Source organism: Streptomyces alanosinicus (assembly GCF_014650595.1).
Taxonomy (GTDB): Bacteria; Actinomycetota; Actinomycetes; order Streptomycetales; family Streptomycetaceae; genus Streptomyces; species Streptomyces alanosinicus.
This window is the reverse complement of the sequence record NZ_BMVG01000111.1, coordinates 1-3,481: the sequence shown is the minus strand read 5'-3', so window position 1 is coordinate 3,481 and position 3,481 is coordinate 1. Positions and strand designations below refer to the sequence as shown.

Sequence of the window (3,481 nt, the reverse complement as noted above, 5' to 3'; positions counted from 1 at the left end):
GACGTCAAGCGGATGCAGCGGCAGGGGCTGCCGCCCCTGTCGGCCGAGGAAGCCCTCGCGTTGTTCGACGCGGCGCTCGTCTCCGGCCGCCCCGCCACCGTCCCACTCCACATCAACCGCACCGCTCTGAAGACCCGGGCCGAGGCATCCGCGGCGCTGCTGCGGCCGGTCTCCGCCCAGCGGCGGGCCGCCGGGGCCGGTGCGGCCGAGGCCGAGGTCATCTGGTCGCGGATCGGCAAGGCGCCCCGGGCCGAGCAGGAGGCGGCGCTGCGGGAGCTGGTCCAGAAGCGGGCGGCGGCCCTCCTCGGTCACGCCGGCCCGGCGGCCGTCGACGTCGACCGCGGCTTCCTGGAGTCCGGGTTCGACTCGCTCAGCGCGATGGAACTGCGCAACACCCTGATGCGGGACACCGCCCTGAAGCTGCCGCCGCTGGTCGTCTTCGACAGCGAGACCCCGGCCCGGCTGGCCGCCCTGCTGCTGGACGAGTACGCCGTACAGGCGCCGTCGGCGGCCGCGGAGAAGACACCGGCGGCCCCCCGGCCGACCGGCGAGACCCTCCGTGACCTCTTCCACGGCGCCGTCTTCGGCGGTTACGCCGACAAGGGCTTTGACCTGCTGCGTGCCGCTGCGGCCGTGCGGCCGTCCTTCGCGGAGGCGGCCGAGCTGGACCGGGTCCCGGCGGCCACCCGGCTCGCCGACGGAACCGACGGGCCGCACCTGGTCTTCGTCAACACCCCGATGGCCACCGGCGGTTCCTACCAGCACGCCCGCCTCGTCTCCCAGCTCTCCGCCGGCCGACGGGCCTCCGCACTGCCCGTACTCGGCTTCGACGCCGGCGAACTGCTGCCGGCGACGCCCGAAGCGGCGGTCCAGGGGCTGGCCCGCACCGTCCTGGAGGCGGCGGACGGAGAGCCGTTCGTGCTGATCGGCTACTCCTCCGGGGGCACCCTGGCCTACGCCACCGCGGCCTATCTGGAGCACACGCTCGGCGTCCGTCCGCAGGGCGTGGTCCTGCTCGACACCTACACCGTGCATGACGGGGCCGACGCGGGCGTCCCCATGGACGCGCTGGCCCAGGGCCTGTTCGACAAGGAGTCGGTGTTCGGGGAGTTCGACACCACGCGGCTGTCCGCCATGGGGCGCTGGGTGGAGCTCGTACCGGACCTGCCGGTCGAGCGGGTCGGCGTGCCGGTGCTGTTCGTCCAGTGCACGCAGTCCTTCGTGCCCGACGGCGACGACCCCTCGCCGGAGCTGACCTCGGGCCGCGCCACCCCCTGGGAGCCGGAGCACACGCTGTGCCCGGTGCCCGCGAACCACTTCACGCTCATCGAGGAGCGTGCCGATGTCACCGCCCGTGCCATCGAGGAGTGGCTCTCCACCGAGGTCGTCGACAGTTCCGGGACGCCCGCCGTCCCGGGGTCCGCCCACCAGACCAGGAAGTGATGTGACATGCCGGCCACACCCAAGCGCCGTAAGGGAACTGTTCCGTTCGGGTCGTACGAGACCTGGTACCAGGTGACCGGTGACCTCTCCTCGGGCCGCCCGGCGCTGGTCGCCGTGCACGGCGGTCCGGGCAGCACCCACGACTATCTGCGCAACCTCAGCGAGCTGGCCGAACACACCGGCCCGGTCGTCCTGTACGACCAGCTCGGCAACGGCGGCTCCACCCATCTGCCGGACAAGGGCCCGGACTTCTGGACCCCCGACCTGTTCGCCGACGAACTCGCCAACCTGCTGGAGAAGTTGGGCATCGCCGACAACTACGTGCTGTTCGGCCAGTCCTGGGGCGGGCTGCTCGTCACCAAGTTCGCCGCCGAGCGGCCGGCCGGTCTGCGCGGACTGGTCATCGCCAACGCGCCCGCCTCCTACCCGCTGTGGCTCCAGGAGGCGGCCCGGCTGCGCGCCGAGCTGCCGCCCGGCGTCAACGAGACCCTACTGCGGCACGAGGCGGCGGGGACCACGGACACCGAGGAGTACCACGCGGCGATGCGGCCGTTCTACGAGAAGCACGTCTGCCGGCTCAAGCCCTGGCCGCGTGACTACCTGGCCTCGTTCTACGAGGTCTACAACGACCCGACGGTGTACTACGCCATGAACGGGCCGAGCGAGTTCCATGTCGTCGGCACCCTGAAGGACTGGTCGGTCGTCGACCACTGCCCGAAGGTGGCCGTACCGACCCTGATCATCTCCGGCCGTCATGACGAGGCCACGCCCGCGACCGTACAGCCCTTCCACGATCTGATTCCGGACAACCGCTGGGAGATCTTCGAGGAGTCCAGCCACCTGCCCCACCTGGAGGAGCCCGAGCTGTTCCAGAAGGTGATGCGGGAGTTTCTGGAGGGTGTTTCCGTCAGCCTCTGAGGCCGTGTCGAGGACATGGTGAGGATGATCCGCCACAGTGGTGCCGACACCGCCGGGCCCGGCATGGGCCCGGCGGACCCGATTCGTACAGGGGGAGCGAGCATCATGAGCACGCTGGCGGGCAAGACCGCACTGGTGACGGGCAGTTCGCGAGGCATCGGCAGGGCCATCGCGATACGCCTGGGCGCCGAGGGCGCGCGGGTCGCGGTGCACTACGCGAACAACGAGGACGCCGCGGCGGAGACGGTCGCGCGGATCGAGAAGGAGGGCGGCCGGGCGTTCGCCGTCCAGGCGCGGTTCGGTGACGACGACGCGGTGGACCGGCTCTTCGAGGGCCTGGCGGCCCGGCTTCCGGCGGACGGCGGCGGCCTGGACATCCTGGTCAACAACGCGGGCATCTCCTCCCACAGCTCCATCGGGCAGATCACCCCCGAGGAGTGGGACACCCTGCTGGCGGTCAATGTGACCGCGCCGTTCTTCGTGACCCAGCGCGCGGTGACGATGCTGAACGACGGCGGCAGGATCGTCACCATCGGCTCGGTGGCCAGCCGGTTCTCCGTCTCGACCCAGATCGGCTACAGCATCACCAAGGCGGCGCTGGACGCGCTGACCCCGGCGCTGGCCAACGAGCTGGGCCGGCGCGGCATCACCGTGAACTCGGTCGCGCCGGGCACGGTCCTCACCGACATGACCGCCCACTACACCTCGGTCCCCGAGGTCGTCGCCCAGCTGGAGTCCGTCGTCGCGCTCGGCCGGCTCGCCGAGCCCGAGGAGATCGCCGACGTCGTCGCCTTCCTCGTGGGCCCGCAGGGCCGTTACATCTCCGGCCGCACCCTCGATGTGTCGGGCGGAACGTACCTCGGTCCGATCATCCCCGGCTGATCGCCGGGGGCGGTCCGGCCGCCTACGCGGACACGAGTGCCCCTCTAACGGCCGTCGCTAGCCTCTGGCCAGGTATACGCCCCATCCGGCGCCGCTCAGAGGCAGTTCACCGGACCGACAGGAGCCGCACACGCATGTCTGTGGAAACGACCGGGCCGCCCCGAACGGGGGCGGCGCCCGCGAAGGACGTGCGGCGCCTGGACCGGGTGATCATCCGGTTCGCGGGGGACTCGGGTGA

The 3,481-nt window shown here is 71.5% G+C and carries 3 protein-coding genes; all 3 read left to right on the top strand.

Features of this window, described 5'->3' with window-relative positions:
* Positions 1-1,443 (top strand): thioesterase domain-containing protein (locus IE277_RS46345; protein ID WP_189960121.1); only part of this gene is annotated, 1,443 nt, incomplete at its 5' end.
* Between the two features lie 6 nt (positions 1,444-1,449).
* Positions 1,450-2,361, top strand: coding sequence for a proline iminopeptidase-family hydrolase (locus IE277_RS46340; RefSeq protein WP_189960119.1), 912 nt, complete (start codon positions 1,450-1,452; stop codon positions 2,359-2,361).
* 105 nt (positions 2,362-2,466) lie between these two features.
* A complete protein-coding gene (locus IE277_RS46335; protein ID WP_189960117.1) occupies positions 2,467-3,243 on the top strand; it encodes an SDR family NAD(P)-dependent oxidoreductase in 777 nt (258 codons plus the stop codon).
* Positions 3,244-3,481 lie beyond the last annotated feature (238 nt).

Bases quoted from the DNA above. Each gene is read 5' to 3' on its own strand.
- IE277_RS46340 (WP_189960119.1), top strand. From the start codon at position 1,450: ATGCCGGCCACACCCAAGCGCCGTAAGGGAACTGTTCCGTTCGGGTCG.
- IE277_RS46335 (WP_189960117.1), top strand. From the start codon at position 2,467: ATGAGCACGCTGGCGGGCAAGACCGCACTGGTGACGGGCAGTTCGCGA.